This window comes from Neorhizobium galegae (assembly GCF_017877055.1).
Taxonomy (GTDB): domain Bacteria; phylum Pseudomonadota; class Alphaproteobacteria; order Rhizobiales; family Rhizobiaceae; genus Neorhizobium; species Neorhizobium galegae_D.
On sequence record NZ_JAGIPG010000002.1, the window covers coordinates 337,255 to 358,777 of the forward strand.

General features: G+C 62.1%; 25 protein-coding genes. 10 read left to right on the plus strand and 15 right to left on the minus strand.

The genetic code is table 11. The features are described from left to right. The first annotated feature begins 50 nt into the window (after positions 1-50). Positions 51-539 carry a MarR family transcriptional regulator gene (locus J2857_RS11895; protein WP_210010394.1) on the plus strand — a complete coding sequence of 163 codons (489 nt, stop codon included), beginning with the start codon at positions 51-53 and terminating at the stop codon, positions 537-539. A gap of 150 nt (positions 540-689) precedes the next feature. Next, positions 690-941: a hypothetical protein gene (locus J2857_RS11900; RefSeq protein ID WP_210010395.1), complete on the plus strand. Its 252-nt coding sequence runs from the start codon at positions 690-692 to the stop codon at positions 939-941. A gap of 882 nt (positions 942-1,823) precedes the next feature. On the opposite strand, the gene J2857_RS11905 is transcribed toward J2857_RS11900, so the two are convergent. The 4 genes from J2857_RS11905 to J2857_RS11920 all read right to left on the minus strand — a co-directional run bounded on the left by J2857_RS11905 (position 1,824) and on the right by J2857_RS11920 (position 6,437). Then, the gene (locus J2857_RS11905) at positions 1,824-2,771 is read right to left on the minus strand and encodes a flagellin (protein ID WP_210010396.1); all 948 of its coding nucleotides are present in this window, start codon (positions 2,769-2,771) and stop codon (positions 1,824-1,826) included. Positions 2,772-2,988: 217 nt separating this feature from the next. Beyond that, positions 2,989-3,219: a type II toxin-antitoxin system CcdA family antitoxin gene (locus J2857_RS11910; protein WP_210010397.1), complete on the minus strand. Its 231-nt coding sequence runs from the start codon at positions 3,217-3,219 to the stop codon at positions 2,989-2,991. Between the two features lie 55 nt (positions 3,220-3,274). After that, on the minus strand, positions 3,275-5,101 hold the full coding sequence (gene lepA, locus J2857_RS11915) for a translation elongation factor 4 (RefSeq protein WP_210010398.1): 1,827 nt from the start codon (positions 5,099-5,101) through the stop codon (positions 3,275-3,277). An 82-nt stretch (positions 5,102-5,183) separates the two neighbouring features. Further along, positions 5,184-6,437 (minus strand): MFS transporter, encoded by a 1,254-nt coding sequence (locus J2857_RS11920; RefSeq protein WP_210010399.1) that lies wholly within the window; start codon positions 6,435-6,437, stop codon positions 5,184-5,186. Between the two features lie 174 nt (positions 6,438-6,611). Between J2857_RS11920 and J2857_RS11925 the strand changes: the two genes are divergently transcribed. From J2857_RS11925 to J2857_RS11935, 3 genes are all read left to right on the plus strand, one after another. After that, positions 6,612-7,187 carry a helix-turn-helix domain-containing protein gene (locus J2857_RS11925; protein ID WP_210010400.1) on the plus strand — a complete coding sequence of 192 codons (576 nt, stop codon included), beginning with the start codon at positions 6,612-6,614 and terminating at the stop codon, positions 7,185-7,187. Between the two features lie 30 nt (positions 7,188-7,217). Next, complete coding sequence (locus J2857_RS11930) at positions 7,218-7,739, plus strand: GNAT family N-acetyltransferase (protein ID WP_210010401.1); 522 nt, start codon at positions 7,218-7,220, stop codon at positions 7,737-7,739. Positions 7,740-7,873: 134 nt separating this feature from the next. Then, complete coding sequence (locus J2857_RS11935) at positions 7,874-8,236, plus strand: hypothetical protein (protein ID WP_245363448.1); 363 nt, start codon at positions 7,874-7,876, stop codon at positions 8,234-8,236. Positions 8,237-8,283: 47 nt separating this feature from the next. On the opposite strand, the gene J2857_RS11940 is transcribed toward J2857_RS11935, so the two are convergent. Further along, positions 8,284-8,904, minus strand: coding sequence for an HAD-IA family hydrolase (locus J2857_RS11940; RefSeq protein WP_210010403.1), 621 nt, complete (start codon positions 8,902-8,904; stop codon positions 8,284-8,286). Between the two features lie 87 nt (positions 8,905-8,991). Here J2857_RS11940 and J2857_RS11945 point away from each other — a divergent pair, with 87 nt between their 5' ends. Further along, a complete protein-coding gene (locus J2857_RS11945) occupies positions 8,992-9,495 on the plus strand; it encodes a hypothetical protein (RefSeq protein ID WP_210010404.1) in 504 nt (167 codons plus the stop codon). 8 nt (positions 9,496-9,503) lie between these two features. On the opposite strand, the gene J2857_RS11950 is transcribed toward J2857_RS11945, so the two are convergent. From J2857_RS11950 to J2857_RS11960, 3 genes are all read right to left on the minus strand, one after another. Beyond that, positions 9,504-10,586, minus strand: a complete 1,083-nt coding sequence (locus J2857_RS11950; protein ID WP_245363304.1) for an alpha/beta hydrolase family protein — start codon at positions 10,584-10,586, stop codon at positions 9,504-9,506. A gap of 111 nt (positions 10,587-10,697) precedes the next feature. Continuing rightward, positions 10,698-11,912, minus strand: a complete 1,215-nt coding sequence (locus J2857_RS11955; RefSeq protein ID WP_210010405.1) for an MFS transporter — start codon at positions 11,910-11,912, stop codon at positions 10,698-10,700. Between the two features lie 34 nt (positions 11,913-11,946). Beyond that, complete coding sequence (locus J2857_RS11960) at positions 11,947-12,555, minus strand: TetR/AcrR family transcriptional regulator (RefSeq protein ID WP_210010406.1); 609 nt, start codon at positions 12,553-12,555, stop codon at positions 11,947-11,949. A 192-nt stretch (positions 12,556-12,747) separates the two neighbouring features. Between J2857_RS11960 and J2857_RS11965 the strand changes: the two genes are divergently transcribed. Both J2857_RS11965 and J2857_RS11970 read left to right on the plus strand, forming a co-directional pair. Beyond that, positions 12,748-12,918: a hypothetical protein gene (locus J2857_RS11965; protein WP_007770472.1), complete on the plus strand. Its 171-nt coding sequence runs from the start codon at positions 12,748-12,750 to the stop codon at positions 12,916-12,918. A 202-nt stretch (positions 12,919-13,120) separates the two neighbouring features. Continuing rightward, positions 13,121-14,335, plus strand: a complete 1,215-nt coding sequence (locus J2857_RS11970; RefSeq protein WP_210010407.1) for an MFS transporter — start codon at positions 13,121-13,123, stop codon at positions 14,333-14,335. Between the two features lie 61 nt (positions 14,336-14,396). Here J2857_RS11970 and J2857_RS11975 read toward each other — a convergent pair whose 3' ends face one another. From J2857_RS11975 to J2857_RS12000, 6 genes are all read right to left on the minus strand, one after another. Beyond that, a complete protein-coding gene (locus tag J2857_RS11975) occupies positions 14,397-14,624 on the minus strand; it encodes a hypothetical protein (protein WP_210010408.1) in 228 nt (75 codons plus the stop codon). 41 nt (positions 14,625-14,665) lie between these two features. Then, positions 14,666-14,908 (minus strand): 30S ribosomal protein S21, encoded by a 243-nt coding sequence (gene rpsU, locus J2857_RS11980; RefSeq protein ID WP_037079713.1) that lies wholly within the window; start codon positions 14,906-14,908, stop codon positions 14,666-14,668. Positions 14,909-14,959: 51 nt separating this feature from the next. Continuing rightward, positions 14,960-15,247, minus strand: coding sequence for a cold-shock protein (locus tag J2857_RS11985; protein ID WP_210010409.1), 288 nt, complete (start codon positions 15,245-15,247; stop codon positions 14,960-14,962). A 126-nt stretch (positions 15,248-15,373) separates the two neighbouring features. Then, complete coding sequence (locus J2857_RS11990; protein WP_007770461.1) at positions 15,374-15,583, minus strand: cold-shock protein; 210 nt, start codon at positions 15,581-15,583, stop codon at positions 15,374-15,376. Between the two features lie 359 nt (positions 15,584-15,942). Further along, positions 15,943-17,049 carry a TRAP transporter substrate-binding protein gene (locus J2857_RS11995; RefSeq protein ID WP_210010410.1) on the minus strand — a complete coding sequence of 369 codons (1,107 nt, stop codon included), beginning with the start codon at positions 17,047-17,049 and terminating at the stop codon, positions 15,943-15,945. A 144-nt stretch (positions 17,050-17,193) separates the two neighbouring features. Beyond that, complete coding sequence (locus tag J2857_RS12000) at positions 17,194-17,922, minus strand: SDR family oxidoreductase (protein ID WP_210010411.1); 729 nt, start codon at positions 17,920-17,922, stop codon at positions 17,194-17,196. Positions 17,923-18,089: 167 nt separating this feature from the next. Between J2857_RS12000 and J2857_RS12005 the strand changes: the two genes are divergently transcribed. Beyond that, on the plus strand, positions 18,090-18,983 hold the full coding sequence (locus J2857_RS12005) for an AraC family transcriptional regulator (RefSeq protein ID WP_245363306.1): 894 nt from the start codon (positions 18,090-18,092) through the stop codon (positions 18,981-18,983). A gap of 59 nt (positions 18,984-19,042) precedes the next feature. On the opposite strand, the gene J2857_RS12010 is transcribed toward J2857_RS12005, so the two are convergent. Beyond that, on the minus strand, positions 19,043-20,149 hold the full coding sequence (locus J2857_RS12010; protein WP_105428743.1) for a TRAP transporter substrate-binding protein: 1,107 nt from the start codon (positions 20,147-20,149) through the stop codon (positions 19,043-19,045). Between the two features lie 238 nt (positions 20,150-20,387). Here J2857_RS12010 and mbfA point away from each other — a divergent pair, with 238 nt between their 5' ends. Beyond that, a complete protein-coding gene (gene mbfA, locus J2857_RS12015; RefSeq protein WP_210010413.1) occupies positions 20,388-21,371 on the plus strand; it encodes an iron exporter MbfA in 984 nt (327 codons plus the stop codon). Positions 21,372-21,523: the final 152 nt, after the last annotated feature.

Sequence of the window (21,523 nt, forward strand, 5' to 3'; positions counted from 1 at the left end):
ATGCTGATTATCAGTATGCGTGTCAAGCTTGCGACGTTTTGGAGAGTTTGGTGAAAGACAACGATGACATGCCGGGGCATCTGGCCCGCCGGTTCCAGCAGATCGCCGTGGCGGTCTTCCACGCCGAGGTCGATCAAGCCGGTTACGATCTGACACCCGTTCAATATGCAGCGCTCGCGGCGATCAGCATCAACCCGGGCATCGATCAGGTCACGCTCGCCGGGCTGATCGCCTACGACCGGACGACCATTACCGGCGTCGTCGACCGGCTGGTGCAGAAGGGCCTGCTGGTGCGCAATGCCAGCACCAAGGACCGGCGCGCCCGAGAGCTGCAGATCACCGGCGAGGGGCAAAAGACCCTTGAGGGAATAGCGCCGGCGGTGGAGGCGGCGCAGCAGCTGATGCTGCGCGGCCTGACGGCAGAGGAGGCGGAAGAACTGCTGCGGCTTCTGCGCAAGGCGATCGCCGCCGGCAACGAACTGAGCCGGGCGCCGCTGCGCGAGGTTCCCGAGGCCGGCCAGGGCAGGCCGGTCAAGTGACCCGCTATCGACGCCGCTGCGCGCAAGGCCGCCCGGCTGCCGGGCAAGCCGCACATCCAATCCCATTTCGCTAACCTTTTGTTGACCATATTCCCCGAGCCTTGCCATCCATGCATCACGCGTCGGTCCGGTTACAGCAAGGAGAAGAGCATGACGCTCGTGACATTGCCCAACAAGATCATGCGAAACAGCCATCACACGCTTCTGGTCATGCGCGACGGCGGCACATGCCAGGCCGTCTGCGTGGTCAACGACGGCAGGATCGGCGACGTGCGCTCGAAACTGGGTCTCATCGAGACGATCGCCAACAGAAAGCTCAATCACGGCGAAGTGGCCTTCGACGGGCGCGTCTGGATTACCCATTCCGACATGCCGCGCCCGCTGCATGCGGGGCGCCACTGACAAAGGCTGGAGCTGGCAAGAGGGCATGGTCATCCCTTGGCGATCCTCGGTTTCCTTTCGTCATCCTCGGGCGAGCAAAGCAAGACCCGAGGATCGGACGGGGCGCTGGGAGCTGCCTCGTAAATAATAAGTTAGGTGACACCTCTCAGCCCCCGTTCGGCGGTTATGCCCGCGACTGCGGTCCCTCTGCGATGACGGGGGTTGTGGGAACGGTTGCGTGCCCCTCCTGGGGAGGGCGTCATGCACGCTCTCAGGCGACGATGCCGCAGGCCATGACTGCCGCCCGGCATCGTCTTCCACCTGCGCCGCACAATCCGGGTTTTGAAAAACCCTCGGACGCCGCCCGGCGCGGCCCCGATCACCCTGTGTGCCTCACAGGCACGCCCGGCGCTCCATGATGGAAAACGAGACGAGAAGTCGGTCCGACAGCTTCTCACCGGTCCCACGTCGCCGGAGGGAGACCATTGTCCGCGAACCCCGGATGGCAGGACTTACGTCGTTTCCTGCCCACCCGGCGCCGGCCCCGCCTCGCCGGCACGCCTGCCGGTGTACCCGTGACGGAACGGGGGGATTGTAGGCATGGGGCGGGAGGGCGGGGATGAGGGGGAGGTTAAGTGCTTGATGGGGCTGGCGGGGATGTGCCGATTGTGCCCGGATGGGTCGGCGTTCGGAGGGTGGATCCTCGGGTCAAGCCCGAGGATGACGACCTTGGGTGTTGTACTCTCTCCTCCGTCATCCTCGGGCTTGACCCGAGGATCCAGTCGCCGTGCGGTCGCACGGCGACACCCAGGCATTGCGCCTGGAAGGGTGAGGCCTACCGCGTAAGGAGAACAGCCATATCTGGCCCCGGAGCAAACCCGAGGGCCGGATATCGCGGAAGTATCAGCGGAAGAGGTCGAGAATGCGCTTCGACTGCTCGTTGACGATGCTGAGGCCGATCGTCTGGAGCTGCTGCTGCACCTTGGTGGCGGCAAGCTTGACGGCGCTCTCTTCCATGTTGGCATCGACGAGACGCCCGACGCCGCGATCGATCGCATCCTGCAGCTTGGAGAGGAATTCCGTATTGGCGCTGATACGGCTCGACGTGGAGCCGAGCTTGGCGCCGGCGGAAGTGAGACTCGAAAGCATGCTGTCGGTGGCGGAGATCATGCCGTCCAGTTCGTCTTCGGTCGTCGAATTCGAGATCTTGATTTCGCTGGCGGTTGCCGACCCCTGCGATCCCGTATCGAGAAGATAATATTCGTAGGCGGTGCCGTTGTCGGTGGTACCCGAATAGGCCTTGGTCAGAAGGCCGTTGGCCGCATCGCCGCTGCTGGTCAGCGTCGTCGAGGCGGTATCGAAATCGATCGTGTTGAGGCCCGTGGTGCCGTCCGGGTTGGTCGATGCGGACGCAAGCAGCGACTTGACGCCTGGTGCCCTGGCGGAACTCAGCCAGTTCTCGCCGTTGAAGGAGGACGATTCGGCGACCATGCCCAGTTGCTCCTTGAGCTGGCCGATCTCAGCATTGATGGCGTCGCGGTCCACGCCCGGCGAGCGCGCCAGAATGAGTTTCGCCTTGATCTCCGAAACCAGGCTGGTCGCGGCCTCCATGCCGAGCGAAGCCGTATCCGTCATCGCGGCGGCAAGGCCCGACGCATCCCCGACTGCCGAGAGCGACATGCCCGTCGAACGCATGGATGTGGCGATCGACCAATAGGCGGCGTTGTCGGATGCCGTATTGACGTTGCGCCCGGTTGCCACCTGGACCGTGTTACGCTCCAGCGCCTTGGCGGAACCGGTCAGCAATAACAGCGCAGAGGCCGCCGACTGATTGTAAGAAATGCTGCTCATGAAGCGTCTCGCAGGTGGGAAGGACACGTTAAGGGCTCAGGCAGTGAAGATTGGCGTCATGCCCGTGAGCTGTCGCCGCGTTGGCGCACGAACCCATCACCTGCATTGACGTTGCATGAGCGAACTTTCAAAGCATTTGCAGGATTTATTAAGGTTTTAGTGATTGGCGGATTTTTTTGAGACGAATGTGGCGCGGCGACAAGATCAAACCGCATCGTCAGAACTGGCGATACTTTGCAAGCGGCAAGCCATGTTTCTCGACATACTCATTGTGAAACCGGATTGCCTCGGCACTTTCCCGCCGCCAAAGGCGCTCCCGCTCGGCTTTGAGGGCCTTGGCGATGCCTTCCTCGGCGGCCTGCGAGAGGTCAATCTTCAGCGCGCGAGCCTCGGCAACAAGGTTGCCGTCTAACAAAAGCCCAGTCGATTTGCGGGTGGGCTGGGACATTCCAACCTCCAAGTTCATGCGCAAAATATATGCGCATGAACTCTGGATAGAAAGATCAGTCGTCCTTCATCTTCAAGGCGGCGATGAACGCTTCCTGCGGGATGTCGACCTTGCCGAACTGCCGCATGCGCTTCTTGCCTTCCTTCTGCTTGTCGAGCAGCTTGCGCTTGCGGGTGGCGTCGCCGCCGTAGCATTTTGCGGTCACGTCCTTGCGCATGGCCGAGATCGTTTCGCGGGCGATCACGTTGCCGCCGATCGCCGCCTGGATCGGTATCTTGAACATGTGGCGCGGGATCAGGTCCTTCAGCTTCTCGCACATGTCGCGGCCGCGCTTCTCCGCCGCAGAACGATGGACCAGCATGGAGAGCGCATCGACCGGCTCGCCGTTGACCATGATCGACATCTTCACGAGGTTGCCCTCGCGATAGCCGTGCAGATGGTAGTCGAACGAGGCATAACCCTTGGAGATCGACTTCAGCCGGTCGTAGAAATCGAACACCACTTCGTTGAGCGGCAGCTCGTAGGTGAGCATGGCGCGCTTGCCGACATAGGTGAGTTCGGTCTGGATTCCGCGGCGGTCCTGGCAGAGCTTCAGGATGCCGCCGAGATAGTCGTCGGGGGTGAGGATGGTCGCCTTGATCCAGGGCTCCTGGATTTCCGAAATCTTGACCACGTCCGGCATGTCCGCCGGATTGTGCAGCTCGCGCTCGGAACCATCGGTCATGGTCAGCTTGTAGACAACCGAAGGCGCCGTGGCGATCAGGTCGAGGTCGAACTCGCGCTCCAGGCGCTCCTGGATGATTTCGAGATGCAGGAGGCCTAGGAAACCGCAGCGGAAGCCGAAGCCGAGCGCCGCCGAGCTTTCCATTTCGAAGGAGAACGAGGCGTCGTTGAGGCGCAGCTTGCCCATCGCGGCGCGCAAATCCTCGAAATCGGCGGCATCGACCGGGAAGAGGCCGCAGAACACCACCGGCTGAGCAGGTTTAAAACCGGGAAGCGCCTTGGCGGTCGGGCGCTTGTCCTCAGTGATCGTATCGCCGACGCGGGTATCGGCCACTTCCTTGATCGAGCCGGTGAAGAAACCGATCTCGCCCGGGCCGAGGCTGTCGACGGCCAGCATTTTCGGGGTCAGGACGCCGACGCGCTCCACCTGGTATTTGGCGTCGGTGCCCATCATGCGGATGGTCTGGCCCTTGGTCAGCACGCCGTCGTGAATGCGCACCAGAACCATGACGCCGAGATAGGTGTCATACCAGCTGTCGACCAGCAGCGCCTTCAGCGGGCCTTTTTCGCCAAGCTCGCTCTTCGGCGGCGGCAGCTGGTGGACGATCGCTTCGAGCACATCCGGAATGCCGAGGCCGGTCTTCGCCGAGATCAGCACTGCCTGCGACGCGTCGATGCCGATCACTTCCTCGATCTGCTCGCGGATGCGGTCGGGTTCGGCGGCCGGCAGGTCGATCTTGTTGAGGACGGTGACGATCTCGTGGTTGTTGTCGATCGCCTGATAGACGTTGGCGAGCGTCTGGGCCTCGACGCCCTGGGAGGCGTCGACGACGAGAAGCGACCCTTCGCAGGCCGACAGCGAACGCGAGACTTCGTAGGCGAAGTCGACATGGCCGGGCGTGTCGATCAGGTTGAGGATATAGGTCTCGCCGTTATTCGCCTTGTAGTGCAGGCGCACGGTCTGGGCCTTGATGGTGATGCCGCGCTCGCGCTCGATATCCATCGAGTCCAGCACCTGTTCCGACATGTCGCGCTCGGCAAGACCGCCGGTCGTCTGGATCAGCCGGTCGGCCAACGTCGACTTGCCGTGGTCGATATGCGCCACGATCGAGAAGTTGCGGATATGGTCAAGCGGAGTGCGGGTGGAATTGGTGCTCATGGCTCGCGCATATAGCAGCGCGAATCCCTGGCGCAAAGCGGAAAGATAACCTTTCGTTGAGGATAAAGCCCGCAGTCGCAGGCTATTTGGCGGGGTTTTCCGCCTCCGGGCCGGTCATGACGGAGGCGTTCGGAAGCTGGGCGCTTCTGAGCCCGACATTCTCCCGCTCGTCGGCAGGCACGCCCTCGCGTTCCCTGAGGCGCCAGATCACATAAGCCCCATAGGCGATCGCCACCAGGATCACGGCGTAGATGAAGGTGTGCTGGCCGAAAGCCGGGGTGAGCAGGGTGACGCCGAGCGGCACGATGGTCGCCGCCGTCGACCAGGCGACCAAGAGCGTCGAGGAAAGCGGCACGAAATCGCCGGGGTCGGCCCGGTCGTTGGCATGCGCATTGGCGACCGAATAGACGGTCTCGACCGCGCCGCCGAAAACGAGGAAGACGAGCATCAGGACGATCATCATCGAGAAGGATACGAACAGCGCCGCAAAACCCGCCGCGACGATCAGCGCGCAGGTGATCAGCAGCACGAAACGGCGGTCGATGCGGTCCGACAGCATGCCGAGCGGATATTGCACGAACAGCAGGCCGGTCTGCATCACCAGCATCAAGAGCGCCACATCCGTCTGGGCCACGTGATTGGTGGTGGCGTAGATCGGCACGAAACCCTGCACCACCATCGAAAGCCCGCCGGACGCGAGCACCCCGATCAGCCCGACCGGCGAGATGCGCCAGGCCATTTTGATGTCGACATTGACATTGGCCGGTGCGGGCGGGTTCGGCAGGCGGGTGAGCCCGATCGGCAGGATGGCGAGCGCCGTGACGAAGACCACCGCAAGCGGCGCCAGATTGCCGTCCGCGGGAATGCGCCCAAACAGCCAGGCGCCGGCCCCGAGACCCAGCACGAAGGCCATGTAGAAGAAGGACATCGCCCGGCCGCGCCATTCGTTCGAGGCGGCGTGGTTGAGCCAGCTCTGGGCGATGATGAAATTGACGTTGGACGCTGCCCCGTAAACGCCGCGTGCCAAAACCCACCAGATCGGCGGCGGATTGGTGGCGATCAGCACGGCGGCGATGATCACCATCGCCATCGAGCAGGAGAACAGGCGGGCATGCCCGACCCGGCGGATCAGCGGCCCGCCGACGAGGCAGCCGACCAGGCCGCCAAAGGCGAGCGTCGGGACGGCGGCGCTGGCGGCCCAGGGGTCGCTCGTCTGCGTCAGCACGAAAGGCACATAGGCGGACATGATGCCGCTGCCGACGGCGGCGATCGTCATCGAGACGACGATACTGGCGATCGACAGGGGCGACGCCGTTTCGATTATCTTGCCGGTCATCCAGTCCCCCGCAATCACGGGCGCCGGCAGTTTCCGCCGACTTGAAGCCCGATGATGCTCCATAGCCGATGGACCATGACAGGAGCTATCGCGGAAACGCCATTGCTTGTAAAATTCGACGGTTCCATCATAGTGCCACTTGATTCCACGATAAGAGAATGCAATTCTCAAATCATGGAAACGACGGATCATGACATCGAAAATGCCATCAGCGAGCGGCTGAAGAGCCTGCGGGCCCGCGCCGGGCTGACGCTCGACGAATTGGCGAGCCGTTCCGGCGTCAGCCGCGCGATGATTTCCCGGATCGAGCGGGCGGAGGCGAGCCCGACCGCGGCGCTGCTGGCGAGGCTGTCGGAAGCGCTCGGCCTCTCGCTCTCCGCCTTTTTCGCCGATGACGAACCGCAGAACTCGCCGCTCAGCCGCAGGGCGGAGCAGAAGCTGTGGCGTGATCCGCATACGGGTTATCTGCGCCGCTCGGTTTCGCCGCCGGGCACGCCGAGCAGGGTCGATATCGTCGAGGTGGATTTCCCCGCCCATGCGCGGGTCAGCTTTCCGCCGCGCGAGGAAAGCCGGGTGATGACCCAGCATGTCTGGCTCTTCGAGGGTGTGCTGGAGATGATCATCGGCGAGACCGTCCACAGGCTGCATCCCGGCGACTGCCTCTACATGGATATCGGCGACGCCTTCGACTTCCACAATCCATCCGACCAGCCGGCCCGTTACGCCGTCATCCTCGACCGCGGCCGCTAAACCTTTCCAAATGCCAGGAGCCTCTTCAAGATGACCGTCACCATCCGCATCCTCAATGCCGGCGAGACCCGCGCCGCGATCGCCGATCTCTCCGAGACCCTGTCCGACTGCGTCAACGGCGGGGCTTCGCTCGGCTTCATGCTGCCCTTCGAGCCGGAGGATGCGGTCGGCTACTGGCAGGAGATTGCCGATGCGGTCGAAAAGGGCGTCATCATCCTCGCTGCAGCCGAACTGGAGGGCAAGGTCGTCGGCACGGTGCAGGTGGGCCTTGCCTCGAAGCCGAACCAGCCGCATCGCGGCGACCTGATGAAGCTCCTCGTGCATCGCTCCGCCCGCGGGCTCGGCCTGTCGCGCAAGCTGATGGAGGCGGTGGAAGCAGAAGCCGCACGGCGCGGCCGCACGCTTCTTGTGCTCGACACGGCGACCGGCAGCGATGCGGAAAAGATCTATCCGCGCTTCGGCTGGGAGCGGGCAGGCGTTATTCCGGATTATGCCCTGTGGCCGCAAGGCGGTTTCTGCGCGACCACGCTGTTCTACAAGCGGGTTGCTTGAGGGCGAAATAAAAATCCAGCAACACGGCTGCCTCCATCTCGATTTATTCTTGCAAATCAGGACATATGAATGGGCGTCGTTGATCAGGCGCTATCATGGGGGACTTAATGTTGACTTTTATTTCGCTGCCGGCGATGCGCCGGGCAGCCCTGGTGGTTCTGACGGCAACCATCTGCTCCACGGCCGGACAGGCGCTGTCCGCGGACGTGAGCTTCGTGATGCGCAACGAGCATCCGAACGCCGTCGAGGTCGAGCTTTACAGCCAGGACCGCAAGCATGTCTGGCCGGGCGGCAACCAGGTCTATTATCTGGATGACGGCGAATCCAAGCAGATCCACCTCTCCTGCCAGCAGGGCGAGAACATCTGCTACGGCGCCTGGGTCTCCGGCGACAAGCAGACCTATTGGGGCACGGGTCCGAACAACAAGGAAGCCTGCGAAGACTGCTGCTACGTCTGCGAGGGCGGCGAGACCGAGGAAATCAACCTGGTCGAGTAAGCAGGTCTGAAACAGGATCGGCCGCTCGGCCGGCCGGTCCTTTCGGCTCAGCGGTTTTCTTCAGTGGCCATAAACGGGGCGATGGCCGTTTCCAGCACCATCCCGGCTGTCCAGTGGACCGCGTTCCAGCCGAACACTCGGGCCGCCTCCACATTTTCGAGCGTGTCGTCGAGGAAGAGAATCTCGTCGGGCGAGGCACCCGCTTCCGTCGTGGCAAGGCGGAAGAAGTCCTGCGCCGGCTTGCGATGGCCGAATTTGGCGGAATAGAAAATGCCGTCGAAATGGCCGGCGAGGCCGAGTTCATCCATCAGCCAGGCTGCGCGCCGGTGTTCCTGGTTGGTGGCGAGATAAAGCGCCAAACCGGTTTCCCGAACCGCAGCAAGATCGTCGATCAGCTTCGGGTCCAGCCGGGAATCGTTTTCGAACCAATATTGCAGCAAGGTTTCCGCTTCGAGATGCGGCGCGATCTCCTGAAGCACCGCGCTTAGGCGAGGCTCGATCGGCTCCCGGCCGGTGACGATATCCGGCCAGTGGCGCTTGAAGAATTCCCTTTGCAGAACCTCGACGGACAGGCCGAGGTCGCGCTCCAGGTCTGTTGCAAAAGGAAGGCCGTCGGATGGCCGGCCATGCACGAGAACGCCGTCGACATCGACCATCAAAACTTTCATTGTGCAGACCTTCCGTTTTGAAAACTGACAGCGAATTGCTGTAGCAATTGCGAATGCGGCTCTCTAGAGCGAAGAGGTATCGGCAAGATGACACGCTGGCTTCGTGAAATTGGATCGCTGGTGGTGGTCTCGCTGGGACTTGCCTTCAACGCGGCCGCTCAGGACGTGCCGAAGTTCGCGCAATTCGCAGAGAAGGTCTATTCCGGGCCGCACGCGCCGGTAAAGCTCGTCACCAGGGATGACCAGGCCTTCGCTACCCGGCTGAAACAGGCAGCCGGCCAGCCAGTGAATTTTGCAGGCCATTATGTTCTCGCGACCTGGGGCTGCGGAGCGGAGTGCTTGGGCGGCGCGGTGATCGATGCCCGCAGCGGCAAGGTCGCTTTTCTGCCCTATTCGGTCTGCTGCTGGGGTGAGGGCGATCCGTTCTATTACCGCAAGGACAGCCGGCTGATCGTCTTTTCCGGCGTGCTCAACGAAGAAAGCCCGAAGGGCGCGCATTTCTTCGAGTTGCGGGATGGCGTGTTTCTGCATCTGACGAGCCGCGCCAAGGACGGCACGGCCCTTTCCGGCATTCCGAAGCCGGCGAAATAGCCTGCTGATCAATCGCCGGTTTTCGACATCCTGTTGAAAGCCGCGATGATCAGTCCGGTCAGTTCACGATGGATATCGGCGCGGGTCCGGCCGGTGTCGTTGCAGATCGGGTCCGGTTCGCCGACCTTCTTCAGGAATTCGACGGCGCCAGGTTTGCAGACGGGCAGGAAGCTGAAATGGTCGGCTTTGTCGACCTGCGCATAAGTCGCGTTCGGAGCCTGTCTGGCGAGCGCATCCGAAAGCACGGCGGCTGGGATATGACCTGCGCTGCCGAGATTGATGAAGGCGAGCGGGATATCGATTGCCCCGATACTATCGGGTTTGAGAGCCTCGACCAGACCCGGATCAACCAGCACTGCGCCTGATATGCGGGTATCCCGGTTCGACTGCTCGAAGCGACTGCGGTCGACGCTGCCGAGGTTCAGCGGTTCGACCGCCACCTCTTCGCCGCCCGCAAAACCGCGCCCGCCGCGGAACCAGCGGCAATCCATCATGTCGGAATTGGTCTCGCAATACTGCTTGTAGGCATTGAGGTCGGCACGGGCGCCGGCAAGCTCGATCGCCGTGCTGCCGCCAAGCGAGAAACCGAGCACGCCGATGCGTGCCTTGTCCACCGCAGTCCGGAAGCGCGGATCGGCTGAAAGCGCGGTGATGACCTCCGAGATATCCTGTGTCCGCTCCCAGATTTTCGGCGTGGCCTCCGGCGTGGAATCGCCGCTCGTCGTGCCGGGATGGTTGGGGCCGGCAACGATGAAGCCGGCTTTCGCCAGTTCGATGGCGATCCAGCCCATGCCGTCTGCTCGCGAGCCCGAACCATGGGAAACGAGTATGAGGGGAAAACGGCCGGCTTCGATGGTGGCGTTTCGGGAGGCGGTGGGGCTTTCGAATATCGGGTTTTCGCCGACGGAGGCGGTCTGGCCGTCGCCTTTCGACGGATACCAAACAGTCACCGCCAGCGCGCGGTCTCGGATGGGTGAGACGACGCTGATCTTCTGCGTGCCGACGGGCAGAGCATCGCTGGCAAGGGCGGTATCGGCCAGGAACGGGCCGATGAAGGGAAGAAGAACAAGAAAGGGAAGTTTCAATCGCATGGGAGCCTCGTCCTGTTTAAAAACGATAGCTCCTTCTTGGCGTGATGGCGGCCCTTCCGCGTCCTCGATCACGTTCGAGGTCGTCCTCGAACGTGATCTTGTCCTGTCGCCTCAAGCCTTGGCGCGCTTTTCCGTCAGGAAATACAGGAAGGCGATGACCGGCAGGGCAAGGCCGATCGAGGAGGCAAGCAGCCATCCACCTTCGGCAAAGGCCCAGGCGCCGACGGCTGACCCGATCGCGCCGCCAGAGAAGAAGGTCGCCATGTAGAGGCCGTTGAGGCGGCTTCTCAGGTCCGCGCCGAGATTGTAGATCGACCGCTGGCCGATCACCATCGTCATCGTCACGCCGAAGTCGAGCAGGATGGCGGCGAGCGTCAGGAGCGCAAGCGCGATGGTCGAGCCTTCCGGTGCGATATGGGTGATCAGGAAGGCGGCGGCGACGGCAGTGATGCCGAAGATCGTCGCGGGTCGGCCGAGATCCCGGTCGGCGAGACGTCCGGCGATGGGCGAGGCGATGGCTCCGGCGACACCTGCAAGGGCAAACAGCGCGATGCCGGCCTGGCTGAGATGGAAGGCGGGGCCGGCGAGAACCAGCGGGGTCACCGTCCAGAACAGGCTGAAAGTTGCGAACTGGCAGGCCTGGTAGAATGCCCGGCGGCGCAGGACCGGCTGGGTGGCGTAAATGCTGCCCATCGACGCGAGCAGGGAGGCATAGGAGAGCTTCGTCTGCGGCATCCGCTTCGGCAGCCGGGCGGCAAGCACGAAGCCGAGCACGACCATGACCGCTGCCGACAGGAAGAAGACGATGTGCCAGGAGGAGAATTCGGCAATGAAGCTCGAAACCGGCCGCGCCATCATGATGCCGATCATCAGTCCGCTCATGACATTGCCGACCACCCGGCCGCGATTGGCGTCGTTGGTGAGGCTGGCGGCAAACGGCACGATCATCTGGACTGCGGTGGAACCGACGCCGATCGCGAGCGATGCGGCAAGGAACGGCACGGACGCGGTCGACAGGCCGGCCCCGAGCAGCGCCACGGTGACGACGCCGATCATGGTGAGGATAAGCCGGCGGTTTTCGAGAAGGTCGCCGAGCGGCACGACCAGCAGCAGGCCGAGGCCGTAACCGATCTGGGTCAGCGTGACGATGAGACCTGTGGCATGCGCCGGCAGGCCGATCGAGGCGGCGATCGGGCCGGCGAGCGGCTGGGCATAATAGAGATTGGCGGCAATCAGCCCGCAGGCCGCGGCCATCACGAAGGTCATGGCGGCAGACAAGCCTGAGGCGGCCGCCGGCCTGGCCATCGTTGCGGAATTTGTGGTCATGAAAAGCTCCTTGGGAGGAAGGATCGGATTGGAATCAGTCGAGAAGTTTCATGGCGGTATCGACCACGGAAAAGGCACGGTCCCGGTTAGGACCGGTTTTTCCCAGTACCCTAAGGCCCTGGGTAACGGAGAGCAGGAGGCGGGCGGTGGTGGTGGGATCAATCGCCTGCGGAATGGAGCCATCCGCCTGGCCTTGGCGGATCAGGCTATCGAACAGGGCTTCGCTGCGCGCCATGGAACGATCGACCCGCTCGGCGGCCTCGGCATCGTAGACCGCAAGCTCGATGGCCGTCCCGACGACGAGGCAGCCACGCCGGCCGTTCTCCCCGTGCGAGGCCTCGGCATAGAAGCGCAGCACGCGGGAAACCTTGTCGCGACCGCTTGCGCCCTCGGCCAGTTCCTGGTCGAGAAGTGCGTTGCGAACCTGCTTGTAGCGGTCGAAGCTCGCGAGAAAGATCGCCTTCTTGTCCTTGAACGCCTTGTAGAGGCTGCCGGCGGCAAGCCCCATGGCGACCTTCAGCTCCGAAATCGAGGCCGCGTGATAGCCCCTCTCGGAAAAGACGACGATCGCCTTGTCGAGCGCTTCTTCGATCTCGAATTCGCGAGGACGACCCGGTGGGCGTGTCGCGGTTTTGATGTCCATGATGTCGGCTTAATTTGGAAACGATCGTTTCCAAATAGAAGCATGTTTGCTCTTCGTCAAGGGTAAAGCCTACTCGCGGCGTATGAAGCTTCGGTGTCGGCCCTTGGACCCGCTCCGGTAAATGAGTGGGGGAACACTTTGGGTGCCGGGCGGTTACACCCCTGTCACCAACCCCAAAAGCTGGAGGCAGACATGAGCAAGAGTGACGTAGAACAGGCCGTGAAACGCGCCAAACGCCAGGTTGAGAACACCAGTTCCGGTGGCCACCTCGGCGGCACCTATTATGGTCAGAACCCCGACGGCAAGACGGCATCGACGAACACGAATGTCGGCAAGAACCGTCCGAATGCCGGAAGCAGCTAGGACGTCACGACGAGCAAGAGATTTGGAGAGCCCCGCCGCGTGCGGGGCTTTTTGTTATATGATCCCAAAATCCGGTTGCGAAAAAAAATCGGTTGGGTCCGTCGGGGAAGAGGGGGAGCCGAACGTCCTCGGTTCAAGGATGGACATCGCGATGTCGCTCAATCCGTCCGGATTTCGGAACCTGTGACTTAGGGGAATGGACATGAGTAGCAATTATCGTTGGGTGATCGTCGCTGCCGGCGCCTTGATGGGCTGTGTCGCCGTCGGCACGATGTTCTCGCTGGCCGTCTTTCTGGAGCCGATCGCCAAGGCGACCGGCTGGTCGCGTGCCGGCATTTCGAGCGCCATGACGCTCAATTTCATCGTCATGGGTCTTGGCGGCTTCATGTGGGGCACGCTGAGCGACCGGTTTGGCGCACGCGTCGTCGTGCTGATCGGAGCCGCACTTCTCGGTCTGGCGCTTGTGCTCGCCAGCCAGACACAAACCCTTATCGCCTTCCAGCTGATCTATGGCTGCCTGATCGGGCTTTCCGCCAGCGCCTTCTTCGCGCCGATGATCGCCGTCACCATGTCCTGGTTCGACGAGCATCGCAGCCTGGCCGTCTCGCTGGTGTCGGCCGGCATGGGCATGGCGCCGATGACGATCTCGCCCTTCGCCCGCTGGCTGATCACCGCCTATGACGACTGGCGCATGGCAATGCTCTTCATCGGTGTCGGCGCCTGGATCCTGCTCCTGCCGACGGCCTTTTTGGTCCGCAATCCGCCGGCCGTGACGGCTGCGGGCGGCACAGCCTCCGAACAGCAGCCTGAAGGCGCCGGCATGCCGCTGTCGCGGGTGTTCCGCTCGCCGCAGTTCCTGGTGCTCGGGCTCACCTTCGCTGCCTGCTGCGCGGCCCATTCCGGCCCGATCTTCCACATGGTGAGCTATGCGATGTTCTGCGGCGTGGCGCCGATGGCGGCCGTCAGCATCTACAGCGTCGAGGGGGCAGCCGGCCTCGGAGGCCGAATTCTGTTCGGCGTGCTGGCCGACCGACTGGGCGTCAAACCGGTGCTGATCGGCGGGCTGATGATCCAGGCGGTCGTCATCGCAGCCTACACGATGGTGACCGACCTCGGCCAGTTCTACACCCTGGCGGTGATCTTCGGCGGCACCTATGGCGGCGTGATGCCGCTCTATGCGGTGCTGGCGCGGGAATATTTCGGGCCGAAGATCATGGGCACCGTGTTCGGTGCCGCGACCATGCTGTCGAGCCTCGGCATGGCCTTCGGACCTCTTGCCGGCGGCTGGGCCTTCGACCATTTCGCAAATTATGACTGGCTGTTCTTCGGCTCGGCACTGGTCGGCCTCGGGGCCGTGGCGATCGCTCTCGCCTTCCCGCCGCTGCCGCGCCAGCCGGCGCAGCTTCAGGCGGCCTGAGCAGCTCCCGGACTGTGAGCCACACAGCAAAAAGCCCGGAAAATTCCGGGCTTTTTGAAATTCAGTGATCGGCCGGTGCCTTGCGGCCCTTGGCTCGAGCCGGAGCCGGAGCCGGAGCAGGCTCCGCAGCTTCGCGTTCGAGACGAAGCTGCCTCAATTTCTCGGTTTTCTTTTCCCGCTGGGTCGCTTCCGCACTAATGATCGAGCGCGCGGTGTGATCTGTCGCAGCGGCTTTGTCACGCGCGGAAAGCTTGATGGGATTGAAGAATTCGTCCTTGGTGGCGGCCATAATATCCTCCTTCCTGATGGGATGTCCGTGCGGACGACAGGTTACCCGCGCGCCGGACGGATCACTTTCTTGGGCGCCGGCAGGAGGCCTTCGCGCTGCATCTTCTTGCGCGCCAGCTTGCGGTAGCGGCGAACGGCTTCAGCCTTTTCGCGTACCCGCTTTTCGGAGGGCTTCTCATAGGCGCTGCGCGCCTTCATCTCGCGGAAGACGCCTTCGCGCTGCATCTTCTTCTTCAGCACCCGGAGTGCCTGCTCGACGTTGTTGTCTCTGACTAGAACCTGCAAACTAAATCCTTTCCATTGCGGGCAGATCCCGCGTTCGATCGAAGTGTTGAATCACTTGCCAATGCGAATGCTCGACGGCTTCAGCCAGGGTCCGCTCGGAGCGTCGGCGGAAGCCTCGTCCTTCTTGGCGGACAATGCGGTCTCGGAAGTGTCGATATCACTTTCGACGATCCGGCGCTCGAAATTCTCGCTGCCGAAACGTACCCGATATTGGTTTTCACCGCGGTCGGCTGCCGGCAAAAGGCCCACGACGCGGCATGTCCGGTCGCCAGTGGCGGTCCGGGTCAGGCCTGCCTTGAGGACGATGTTATCGCCTATGGAATAGACATTTGCGCTCATCGTGTTCTCCTTGGACCGGCCGAAAGCCGGGGCAAAACAAAAAGGCCGGGCGTTACCCCGACCTCTTCCCGTCATTCAAGCCATCGCTGCCAGTACATCCGTGGTCAGCCGAGGCGAATGACATCCTTATGCGGCCCGGAGGTTGTCGGCGGAGCTCTTGCCGGACTTGCGGTCGCGAACGATCTCGTAGGAGATCTTCTGACCTTCCGTCAGGGAAGACATGCCGGCACGTTCGACAGCCGAAACGTGAACGAAAACGTCCGTCGCGCCGTCATCAGGTTGAATGAAGCCGAAACCCTTGGTGCTGTTGAACCACTTCACGGTGCCAGTATTCATAACGATTTCCTTTCAATCGTTAGAGATTGCGGACAGTATTCCGTCCGCTTTGATCGATATTTGAGAGGAAATCTGACTGAGCACCAGGCCCGTGAACAAAGGTCGCAAGCAATTTTCGATAGCGTCAATATAAGCTTTATCCGTTGATAATCAATGCTGCCACGGAGATTTAATTTTCCGGGAGCTCGACGGTGATGCCGTTTTTCTCAATCAACGACATGATTTTACGATACAATATTGAAATTAGCAACCGCTTTGGCCGTCTAGCAAGCCAATGCTGACACATTGGCGGCCGCATTTTCAAAGACCAAGCCCGGAGGATTGCTCCGGGCTTGGTTTATGTCATTGCGATGGGACGATCAGAGCGTGCCGGCGCGCTGCTGCGTCATCATGTAGGTGTCGTAGGAATATTCGGCGATCTGGGCCCAGAGATAGGCGTCCTTCTTGAAGGCCTGCTGGCTGTCATAAATCTTCTTGAAAGCCGGGCTCCTGGCCGAGAGTTCGGCGTAGGTCTCCATTGCTGCCTTGAAGCAGACGTCCATGATCTCGCGGCTGAAGGGCTTCAGGATCGCGCCTTCGGCGACGAGCTTCTTCAGCGCCGTGGCGTTGTGGGCATCGTAATTGGCGAGCATGCTCATATTGGCCGCGGCGCAGGCGTCGGTGAGGATCTGCTGGTAGCTCTTCGGCAGGGCCTTGAACTTTTCGAGGTTGAAGAAGGCATGCATGGCCGGGCCGCCTTCCCACCATGCCGGGTAATAATAGTACTTGGCGACCTTCACGAAGCCGAGTTTCTGGTCGTCATAGGGACCGACGAATTCCGTGGCGTCGATCGTGCCCTTTTCGAGCGCCGCATAGACGTCGCCGCCGGCGATCTGCTGCGGCGTGACGCCGACCTTCTGCATCACCTGGCCCGCTAGGCCGGCGATGCGCATCTTGAGGCCCTTCAGATCTTCGATCGTGTTGATTTCCTTGCGGAACCAGCCGCCCATCTGGGTGCCGCTATTGCCGGCGGGCAGGGCGTAGAGGTTGCGCGGGGCGAGGAACTCGTTGATCAGGTCGTTGCCGCCGCCAGCCGTGAACCAGGCATTGGTCATGCGGGCATTGAGGCCGAAGGGGATGGCGGTGCCGAGCGCGAACGCCGGGTCCTGGCCGATATAGTAATAGGAACAGGTATGGGCCATCTCGACGGTACCGTTGGCAACGGCATCGGCGGCCTGCAGCGGCGGCACGATTTCGCCGGCGCCGAAGGTCTGGATGGTGAACCTGCCGTCCGTCGCGTTCCTGACGCTGTCGGCGATCTGGTTGGCGGCGTTGAAGATGATGTCGAGGCTTTTCGGGAAGGACGAGGTCAGCCGCCAGTTCACCCTGGGGGATTCCTGGGCAAGTGCCGGAGCGGCGAGGGCGGTCGCAGCGGCTGCGCCAACTCCGGCTGTTGCGGCCTGCTTGAAGAAACGTCTGCGGTCCATGAAATCCTCCTCGAAGCGAGTGTGTGCGGCCTGTCCCGGCCCTGTCGGTCTCGCTCATAATCCTTTCATTTCCGCGACGGCAAGGAAATTCCAAAAACTCGCACTGGTGGCCGGCCCAACGTCGAGCCGGCCGGGTCGCGGCATTTACCAGGGAAGTGTCTGGTCGTCGAAGAAATAGCCCGCCGTCGGACCGTCCGGCCCGAGCATGGCAAGCCGCACCGGCGCCTCCGCCGCCTGTTCGACGGTGCGGTAGCCCGAATGGCCGTTCATGTCGGTCTTCGTATAACCCGGATCGGCGGCATTAATCTTGATGCCGAAGGGTTCTGCCGCCTTGGCGAGCGATACGGTCACGGCATTGAGCGCCGTCTTGGATGAATTGTAGCCGAGCGCATTGATGCCGTAGAACTGGTTCTGCGGGTCGAGCAGAGCCTGGAGCGAACCGAGTTCGCTGCTCAGCATGACGACACGTCCCGCGTCGGATGCCTTGAGCAGGGGCAGCGCGGCCTGGGTGAGGCGGATCGGGCCGAACGTATTCACCTCATAGACGGCTTTTACCACTTCGATCGGCTCATCGAAGGGCTGGTGCGTAAAGCTGTCGGCGATGCCGGCATTGTTGACGAGCGCGTCGAGATGGTCGGTCTGGCGGTTGAGTTCCGCAATCGCCGAGGCGACGCTTTCGTCGCTGGTGACATCGAGCTGCAGGACATGCGCGTCGAGCCCCTGGTCGCGCAGTTTGCGGGCGGCTTCTTCGCCGCGGCCGACATCGCGGCTGCCGAGCCAGACGCGATATCCCTCGGCGGCGAGCCGTCTTGCGATCTCGAAACCGATGCTCCTGTTGGCGCCGGTGACGAGTGCTGTCTTCTGTTTGGGCATGTGCAAAACTCCTGTTGTTGCTGGCCACAGATGGCAGCGGGCCACCACCGGGCGTGAGCCAAGAACTGCCGATTTCTTGCCTAATCCTCCCGACTGAGGCTCCCGCATGCATGGGGGCTCTTGCGCCCGCGCCAGCCAATTGGCATCTCAGGGGCATGACGAAGCCCATGGATGAAATCCGCGATCTGGTCTCGCGACGTGCTGTCGGCCGCCGCACCGAAACGCCGGTGCCGCGTCTTGTGATCATGAAGGGCACGAACCCGACCAGCATGCTGCCGAGCGTCTACGAGCCGATGCTTTGCCTCGTGCTACAGGGATCGAAATGCGTGGTGATCGGCGACCAGGCGATGCATTACGATAATGCGAGCTATTTCGTCTCGTCCGTCGAAGTGCCGGCCTCCGGGCAGATTGTCGATGCGAGCCCGGAACAGCCGTATCTTGCGCTCAGCCTGACGCTCGACATGGCGGCAATTGCCGAAATCCTCATCGACATGCCGGATGATGTCGTTGTTTGCAGCGGTGCGTGTTTCGGGGTGAGCCCCGTGACGCCGGAACTGGCGGATGCCTTCCTGCGCTTTGCCCGGCTGATCGAACGGCCGCAGGATGTTCGCGTGCTCGGTCCGCTGATCGAACGGGAAATCCTCTACCGGCTGTTGCAGGGGCCACAGGGGGCTGCGATCCGCCAATTGGCGCGGCCGGAAAGCCGGCTTGGCCATATCCGCAGGGCGATCGGCCATATCCGCACGCATTTCGATGCGCCGCTCAGGATCGATGAATTGGCACGGCTCGCGGGCATGAGCGCCTCGGTCTTTCACCGCCACTTCAAGGAAGTGACCGCCATGAGCCCGATCCAGTACCAGAAGAGCATCCGCCTGCATGAAGCCCGCCGCCGGCTGCTGGCGGAAGCGGGCGATACGGCGCGGGTTGCCTTTTCGGTTGGCTACGAAAGCGTCACCCAGTTCAGCCGCGAATACTCCCGCCAGTTCGGCGCCTCGCCGGCCCGCGATGTCGGGCGCCTGCGCGACAGGATGGCTGGTGATATCGAGCTGGTCGAAGGCTGACAAACAAAAAAAGCCCGAAGCGATGCTCCGGGCTTTTGATGTTCGATTTCGGACGCTGTTTACAGCGTGCCCTTGCGCTGCTGCACCATCATGAAGGTGTCGTAGCTATATTCGGCGATCTGGTTCCAGAGATAGCCTTCCTTCTTGAAGGCCTGCTGGCTGTCATAGATCTTCTTGAAGGCGGCGTTCTTGGCGTTGAGTTCCGCATAGACTTCGAGCGCAGCCTTGTAGCTGGCTTCGAGGATTTCCGGGCTGAACGGCTTCAGGACAGCACCTTCCGAAACGAGCTGACGCAGCGCCTTGGCATTGCTGGTGTCGTAGCGGGAGAGCATGTTCTGGTTGGCATTGGCGCATGCATCCTTGATCATGCGCTGGTAACTCTTCGGCAGGGCGTTGAACTTGTCCTTGTTCATGAAGGCGTGGACGGCCGGGCCGCCTTCCCACCATGCCGGATAATAATAGTACTTCGCGACCTTCACGAAACCGAGCTTCTGGTCGTCATAGGGGCCGACGAATTCCGTGGCGTCGATCGTGCCCTTTTCGAGCGCCGCATAGACGTCGCCGCCGGCGATCTGCTGCGGCGTGACCCCGAGCTTCTGCATCACCTGGCCTGCAAGGCCGGCAATGCGCATCTTCAGGCCCTTCAGGTCTTCGATCGTGTTGATTTCCTTGCGGTACCAACCGCCCATCTGGGCACCGGTATTGCCGGCCGGCAGCGCGAAGAGATTGTAGCCGCCGAGGAAGTCGTTGAGCAGTTCGTTACCGCCGCCGACCGAGAACCATGCATTGGTCTGGCGAGCGTTGAGACCGAACGGAACGGCGGTGCCGAGCGCAAACGTCGGATCCTTGCCGATATAGTAGTAGGCGCAGGTATGGGCCATTTCGACAGTACCGTTGGAAACAGCATCTGCCGCCTGCAGCGGCGGCACGATTTCGCCGGCGGCGAAGGTGTGGATCGTAAAGTTGCCGTCCGAGGCTTCCTTGACGCTTTCGGCGATGTCGGTGGCGGCGGACCAGAGGATGTCGGTGTTCTTGGTGAACGACGAGGTCATCCGCCAGGTGATCTTCGGGGATTCCTGGGCGATGGCGGGCGCTGCAAGCGCGGTCGCGGCAGCGGCGCCCACGCCGGCGGTCGCGGCCTGCCGGAAGAAGTTTCTGCGGTTCATGGGATTATGCCTTCTAAACTTGGGAGGTGCCCGGATTTTTGCCCGCGCAAGGCCGCTCATAATCCTTTCATTTCGGGAACAGCAAGCAAAAAATCCAAAAGATTACGCTGCGCTGCAGCAAAGCTTTCCGGATATTGCGCCGCGCATTCCCGCCGCCTTTCGATCGTGGCGAGGCAGAAATCCCTTGAAGTTTTCAGGTGAGGCTTTAGTTTAGAATAGTTCTAATCAGAGGTCTTTCATGCTCGCCCGTCTTCTTTCCAGTTCCAAGCGCGCCTTCACCTCCCTCGACGAAAAGGAAATCCTGGCGCTCGCCATCGCGTCGGAAGAGGAGGATGCGCGGATCTATCTCGCCTATGCGGATAATCTCAAGGATCAGTTCCCGTCATCCGCCAAAGTGTTCGAAGACATGGCGGAGGTCGAGCAGACCCACAAGAACATGCTGATCGAGATGTACCGCTCGCGCTTCGGAGAGCGCATTCCGCTGATCCGCCGCGAGCATGTAAGGGGTTTCTACGAACGCAAGCCGGACTGGCTGACCCGCAACCTGCCGCTCGACACTATCCGGGAACAGGCGGAAGCCATGGAACAACAGGCCTTCCGGTTTTATACCGAGGCGGCAAAACAGGTCTCCGACGCGTCGACGCGGCAATTGCTCGGCGATCTGGCGATTGCCGAGCAGGGGCACGAGGATATCGCCCGCATGCTCGGCGACAAGCACGTGACCGACGACGTGAAGACCGAGGAAGACGAAACCGCCCGCCGTCAATTCATTCTCACCTATGTGCAGCCGGGCCTCGCAGGCCTGATGGACGGATCGGTGTCGACATTGGCGCCGATCTTCGCGGCGGCCTTTGCGACCGGCGACACCTGGTCGACGTTCCTCATCGGCCTGTCGGCCTCGGTCGGCGCGGGCATTTCCATGGGCTTTACCGAAGCGGCACACGACGACGGCAAGATTTCCGGCCGCGGCTCGCCGATCAAGCGCGGGTTTGCCTCCGGCATCATGACGGCGCTCGGCGGCCTCGGCCACACGCTGCCTTACCTCATCCCACATTTCTGGACCGCGACCATCGTCGCCGCGATCATCGTCTTCTTCGAACTCTGGGCGATCGCCTTCATCCAGAACCGCTATATGGAAACACCATTCCTCAGGGCGGTCGTCCAGGTGGTGTTCGGCGGTTCGCTGGTGCTCGCCGCAGGCATTCTGATCGGGAATGGGTGAGAAGCGGTCGGGCGGAGCCCGAGCAATCGATCCGGTGAATCGATTGCAGCTTCGAACGCCCTGAGCCCAAAGCGAAGGGCCGGGATCCGGTGCGTCAAACTCCCTGAGCTCAAACGCGAGCTCGAGTCTCCCGATGAGGTGCCCCAGGTCTG